The organism is Hominimerdicola alba 8 (assembly GCF_000178155.2).
GTDB lineage: Bacteria > Bacillota > Clostridia > Oscillospirales > Ruminococcaceae > Hominimerdicola > Hominimerdicola alba_C.
The window spans coordinates 1-6407 of record NZ_ADKM02000071.1 but is presented as its reverse complement, the minus strand read 5'-3'; the positions used below and the strand labels follow the sequence as shown (position 1 = coordinate 6407).

General features: G+C 38.0%; 5 protein-coding genes. All 5 read right to left on the bottom strand.

The window, feature by feature from the left end; translation table 11 throughout:
• Positions 1–192 (bottom strand): hypothetical protein (locus CUS_RS07485; RefSeq protein WP_002849057.1); only part of this gene is annotated, 192 nt, incomplete at its 3' end.
• Positions 171–2024 carry a tyrosine-type recombinase/integrase gene (locus tag CUS_RS07480; RefSeq protein ID WP_002849051.1) on the bottom strand — a complete coding sequence of 618 codons (1854 nt, stop codon included), beginning with the start codon at positions 2022–2024 and terminating at the stop codon, positions 171–173. The genes CUS_RS07480 and CUS_RS07485, both read right to left, overlap by 22 nt.
• On the bottom strand, positions 2003–4654 hold the full coding sequence (locus tag CUS_RS07475; protein ID WP_002849053.1) for a hypothetical protein: 2652 nt from the start codon (positions 4652–4654) through the stop codon (positions 2003–2005). Before CUS_RS07475 ends, CUS_RS07480 begins: the two co-directional genes overlap by 22 nt.
• Before the next feature lie 3 nt (positions 4655–4657).
• The gene (locus CUS_RS07470) at positions 4658–5998 is read right to left on the bottom strand and encodes a tyrosine-type recombinase/integrase (protein ID WP_002849059.1); all 1341 of its coding nucleotides are present in this window, start codon (positions 5996–5998) and stop codon (positions 4658–4660) included.
• A gap of 62 nt (positions 5999–6060) precedes the next feature.
• Entirely contained in the window at positions 6061–6210 is a 150-nt protein-coding gene (gene tnpA, locus CUS_RS19520; protein WP_002849055.1) for an IS66 family insertion sequence element accessory protein TnpA, read from the bottom strand.
• Positions 6211–6407: the final 197 nt, after the last annotated feature.

Genomic DNA, 6407 nt, shown 5'->3' with positions numbered 1-6407 from the left:
AGTTTCTTGTGCGATGTTTTTGACTGTGTAATCGCTCTCAGTCAGTTCTTTTAATAACTCCCTTCTTCGGATACGTTTTTGCTCCAAAACTTCTTCGATCTGCACGAGATATTTTACAAGATTTTTCTTTAAGGTAGTAGCATCAATATCCAGTTTTTTTAGAATTATATTTATGCGCTCAGATGCTTCCATTCCTCAATCTCCTTTTCTATATCGTTAAGCTTATAGACAACCATTTCGATATGTGGATGGTTCATTAGTACGAAATCCAATCCTTTTTCGCTAATAATCCGTTTTAATTCCTCGATTTGTGGAATCAACTTGTTGTTCAAGATCGTATGCATCATGTTAGTATTTTTCTGTACCTGCTTGATACACCCTTTCCGGCGGTTGAGCTCAATGGCCTCAGAAAGTTCTTTAACTTGTCGGTATGAAATATCCGCCATATAATAGAACGTGTAAATATTCGGACAAACCTCATAAGCACAGTAAAACTCATCTGTTCTTGAGTCCTTACTGCATTCTCTAAATCGAGATGATTTTATACATACCCCGCCCGTTTTAACACGGATTGGTATTTCTTTCGCCAATTTCTCGCATATGGTATCCAAATTCGTTTCCACAGAGAACTTATTTTTGGAAATGAACTCATCAATCCTTGTTACAAGCCCTTTGTCAGCCCCTATCGGAATAGCATCCTTCGTAACCATCTCTTTTAATACACGTAATGAAGCATCCATATTCTCCTGGATTGAGTTTTTGGGGCGCACATAATAGAATGACATCTCCGAAGACAGATGGGACATAAATTTCTCAATGTATTCTATGGGACATCCTTTGGCATACAATTCGGAACACATATGCACCCGAAGCTGTGTGAAGGTCGGGTGTACTATATAGCGTTGTTTTGTAGTATGCGACCTTTTTAATAAAGAACATGACAAGCCATTAATATTTTGCCGTTCGTTATACACAGTGGTAAAATACTTGTTGTAATACTCAAACAGTTCAACCATAAGCCTTGTCGCTTCAGTTGGAGTGATCGGATATTTAGTTTTTATATTTCCCTTGCTTTCCACAAACAAATAGTCTGACTTTAATGCTGTCCGTCTCTGTGTGGAAATCTTCAGAATAGCATCATACCCTTTTTTGAAAATGTCATTTACGTATGTAATTTCCTTGCTTACAACTCCCGTTCCGTGATTTCTTTTCCATGTAACGTACTCAATAAAGAAGGCGGTATCACCGGTAGAAATCGTTATTGGATGAATGCAATCCACTTTTAATGAAAACAGTTCACCTGTTCGCAAGCCAATTTGACTTTCCATTAGAAACATGCACGAAAGAGCTCTGTAATAAGATGGAGCATTTTCGTCATCAATAGTTTGTATTGCCGCCGATACTGCCTGATCAAAATAATCATCCGAGATGTTCGATGTTTTGTTATTCTGAACTTCAGCGCTTAACAAACTTTGATCAACCGCATGAGCAATCGCATCAAAATAATCTTTTGTGAATACATTCCGATAATTCGCATTGTAATACTCATAAAAGCTCCTGACGGACTGCCCCTTCTGTTTTTTATATCTTTCACTACAATCCTTTCCTGTTGACATCCAGATTGCTGCATCTTTCTCCTGAATGCCTGTAATTGTGACTGCCCCGCGCCTTGCACAATAATTGAAAAAATCAGAAATTTGTCTAAACTGACTATTTATGATGTTAAGCTTTCTCCTGCCCTCAATAATGGAGATAAGAACATAATTCTTCAATTCATCCTTAAAACATTCGTCTACCTTTTCAAAATCAAACCTAAAACTTGCAAGGGGAATATTCGTCTCCGCAAATCCTTCGAAGTCCCAAAAATCATCACTGTAAAAGATTGTAAGCTTATCAAAAGGAAGCTTGTTTTGCTCCTTTATGTTTTTGATAAAACTCCCAACATCTGTTTGATCGAAGTCATACTGTTCGGGAAGAAAGTCTACACCGATACTGTCGATTGCTACGCTTCCGTTGTACCACATTGCTTTATCTCCTTCTCAATAGTCTTAATTCGGCTGATATAAGCGACCAACAGTCTTTTGATGTTAACATAATCCTCTTTATCATGAGGGGTATTTGCTTGCTGAATTTTGATATCCATTTGTTTAATCTGCTCTTCAAAAAATGGTAGTCTGGAGGGCGTTGTTACAAAATCTCTGCACATTATACAATCCAAATAGGTCATGTTATGACATACGGGGCTTTTGCAATAGCCACATCCATCCGAAACCTCATTTTCGTTTCTTGCGATATCATCCGGCAGCACTTTTTCAATATGACCGTTAATATCAACGTTACCGATAATCACACCGTGGAGCACCTCCATCATGGTATATACGTTCATATCAACATAGTGGCGCATGTCAACATCCGGAGTTTTATGCCCCGTAAGGGCGGATGTTTCTATTTCTGAGAGCTGATGTTTTATCTTGAATTCCCTTGCCTTAGTCATATGGGTGTCTCTCAGATTTTCAGCAGTATATGTGGGAATCTCAGCTTGTTCACAGCATCGAGCCAAATATTTACGGAAGTTTTCTCTTGTGATTGCCCGTACTGACACCATCCCGTTTTGAGGAACAATAAACAACGTATTTTTCAAATACTCTGGCGCCTTTACCCTAATTGCAGCGGTTATCGCTATTGCTCGATCAATTTGCCGTTTTGTCTCGATTGTTATCGGTTGTTGTTCATCTTCTGATGTTGAATCCTTTCTTCTTGAAAAAATGATAAACTCCCCTTTTTTAGCTGTTTCGTAAACGCAGTCTTTCTGAAGAGAAACAATCTGCGATATCCTAAATTCCGTATCCAGGGCAATTTTAAATATCACCGAGTACAATTCGTTTTTTATTGATTCCTGCGCATTGTTTATCATAACCCTGGTCATGGCGCGAAGGTCATCATCCGGGATTGACGTGGCAGTATTGTTTAGTTCATTTTGATTGTAGAGATGATAATATACACCACTGTCAATCTGACATACTTCATTTTCATCCAGAAATTGTATGAACGCACGCAAATTGTAAATCTTAGTATTCTGCGTAACGAGGCTCGTATTGGTCTGTGATTTAAAGAGCTGACGAACAGCCATTGCTTCACTTAATGTAATTGGACTATCCAATGGTGCAATATCTCTACAGTACAGATTCAAGATTTCCTTTGTTCTTATTGAATGGATATAGTTCAAAGCTTCTTTGATACTTGTTGCTACATTGCGTTTTGTGATAATGGATTTTCGCTTCAGCCACACATACGTTTTCAACCATCCCTTAAGGGCTTCGTTGTTTACATCCGAAAAATCCATAGTTATTGTATTCGATGTTGGATGATTTGTTGAAGACTCATACTCTCTCTTGTAGCAGAGCAACCATTTGTCTTCTTCAGGTACAGGATCGTTTGGATTGTATTTAATTATCGTGAAGCCACTGTTTACAAGTTGAAGAAAGCCTCTCTTTGATAAAACAGCAATATCCAAACCTTCGTCATTAAAAAAGTTTATTTGGTATTTGTTATAAAAATAGTTGTATAAAGAGAACAGATACGTAGCACAGTTTTTACCTTTGTACTTTTTATAAAAATAACTATTACTTTCAGCAAAGGTGTAAAAAGACAGCTTTGTAGTATCATCAACAGCGAATGATCCCATTGAGCTATAGAACTCGCCAATAAAAGCGGTATACATGGCGCTACGATACGGTGATTTCTGTATATATTCTCGCAAGTCGCTGTACATAGTTGTTCCATAAGGAATATCTGTTTTAAAAATAGCCCTTTTATTTTTTAGCCCTCTGTCTATCGCCATATACTGAAAAACACTTTCACTCAAGCACATATCCCGAAATTTTTGCGCCCCATTACTCCCAAAATAATCTTTAAACTGAAGCATATATTGCATTTCAGACGACAATACGTGCTTTAAATTGATGTACTGCAGATACTGCAATACAAGCTTTATTTGATTTGTGCAAACCAGTGACTCTCTCTTTAGTCCGTCAATTCCGTTATCCTTGAAAAGTTCTTCCGAAACCCTTCGGATTTCCAGCATTTCCTGATACCTTGTCCCCATAGATCCGCCTAATAGTTTGATCTTGTCAAGCCATTCCGCCGTCAGATTTTTTGCTTCTTGATCAATTATTTTTAAATCATTACAGCGAAAGAAAAAAACTTCAGTATAAAAACGCACATTCCCTGAATCAGCTCGTTTCACAAAGACATCGTAGTTCTCTGCGGTCATCAAATAATCAAAATCCTCATAACTGAGACCTTGTGTTGTAAAACGATGCTTAAACGTCAGCAACCTTTTTAATTTGCTATCAGAAAATATGCCCTTTTCCAAGGCGAAAACAATCAAACTGCATATGTACTTCAATTCTCTATTGGATACACTCTTCAGTTTATCATCCACTTGATCGTAAGAAAAAAAACTCAGTGTTTTTCCGGCTAAAAGGAGACCATATGCCTCCGATAATAATCTTACACGGGCAATGCGCAGTTTTTCATTCTTATAAGTTATAGTGCTGATTTCATTTTCGATGCATTCCCTGATGAGAGTAACAAGAGCATCATCACTTATAACTCCCGTGCTTAAGATGTCCGCTTTTCGAGCTATGGGCACAGATCAAACCTCCTTTAATTCTGGAATAAAGCCGTATAATTCCTCGGCGAACGATTCCTTTAGTTTTATTTTGTCAGAGATGGTTGGTCGGTAATATTTCATCACAGAGGCAATGGATTTATGTCTCATAAGCGCTGCGAGTTCTATTGAATCACGATGCATGTGTTGAATCTGAAACATGGCAAATCCGTGACGAAAACGGTGGCTCAGGTTATTGTCGCGTATTTTTTCATCGACTTCCAATCCTATTTTTCTGTAAATCTTGCGTAGAGTTTCATTCCACGTAACGTTGGATAAACGACTTCCATAATTATTTATAAAAATATAAAAGTTATCAAAGTTCCCGCACACAGAGTCTGCAACAGTAGACTTTTCATATCGGCTCTGATATTGCTTCCGTGCAGCCTCATGAGATTCATCAATATACTGCCCAAGTAATTCATACAGCTCATCTGTAATATAAACTGTCTGATACCCGGCATTTTGTGTGTTATACGCTTTACTCTTGTAAGAAGCTGAACTGCTCGGTTCCAGAACGGTTTTCGCTAATTGATAACGTTTATCGGTGAGACGATTCCTTATATATACAGTGTTATGGAATGTCCCATCTATATGTTCAGGGACAATATCCTCATTTGTTAATCCAAGCACCTCTCCTATCCGAAGACCAGTTTCGTACATCAATCTAACGATACATTCTTCCCTTATGGTATAGTCCTGTCTGATGAGTCTAATAATGTTACTGTAATCTGTTAACGAAATGTATTTCGGAACCTCTTCTTTAAGTGCAGTACTAACTTTAATTTTGTAGCCACGAGAATAGTTTACTTCGCCGGTAGCGATATTTTTTGTTCTAATTGAGACGCATCTTCTTGCGGATAAATACTCGTTCTTATCTTGTAAGTATTCAAGATATTTGCGATACACTCCAAGATATTGGTTCACTGTTTCCGGTGATCGTTCCGTCAACCTTTCAAATACGATTGTTTCCCCAGGGCGGCATATACCGAGCATGAAATCTTTGAACATTTCCACATCACTCGGCGTGAAGTCCTTAAGCTTTGCTCCAATAATTGTCTCGAAACTATATAAGAGCTTCAAAGCATTCATATACATCAATTTTGTATTGGTAGATTTATCCCTAAGAAACACATTCAAAAAGCCAAAGGACGCCTCGATTGGACGCATAAGCTCATCGTAAACAAAGTAATATGTTTTATTGTTGACATCGACCTCTTGCACAGAGTATCTAACAGAATTATTGGAAGTAATCTTCCCGTTTGTTTCAGCCTGAACAATATAGATAAGCTGAATGTCTTCTTTTGTTTCCAATACCCTTATCATACAGTCGTGTCACCTCTTATAATTCTGCAAGTTTTTTTCTTCATACACCCAAAATAATTATATCAGTTGTAATACGTGTTTGGCTTGATCCCATTTTCTGCGCACCATTCTCTGACCGTCAGTCCACTCGCCTGCTGCGCTTCGATCTGTGCAGACCATTCCTGAAGCTGCATTTCTTTTTTGATTGTTGTGATGGATGTTGTTTTGTCCATACCTGTTACCTCCTTGTCTAATCGACTCCAATGAATTCCAGCGATCAATTTGGATTATTTAATTTACTTCATGGTGTTTCTTGGAGTTTATTATACGTCATTAGACATTGGTGAGCTAGGTGCGGGGGTTTGATGCTTACGGTAAAATACTTGTTGTAATACTCAAACCGCTTCAAGCACATCAGCCGCACCGCTTC

Excerpts from the sequence above, each read along its gene's own strand:
- CUS_RS07480 (WP_002849051.1), bottom strand. The coding sequence starts at position 2,024 with ATGTGGTACAACGGAAGCGTAGCAATCGACAGTATCGGTGTAGACTTT.
- CUS_RS07470 (WP_002849059.1), bottom strand. The coding sequence starts at position 5,998 with ATGATAAGGGTATTGGAAACAAAAGAAGACATTCAGCTTATCTATATT.
- tnpA (WP_002849055.1), bottom strand. The coding sequence starts at position 6,210 with ATGGACAAAACAACATCCATCACAACAATCAAAAAAGAAATGCAGCTT.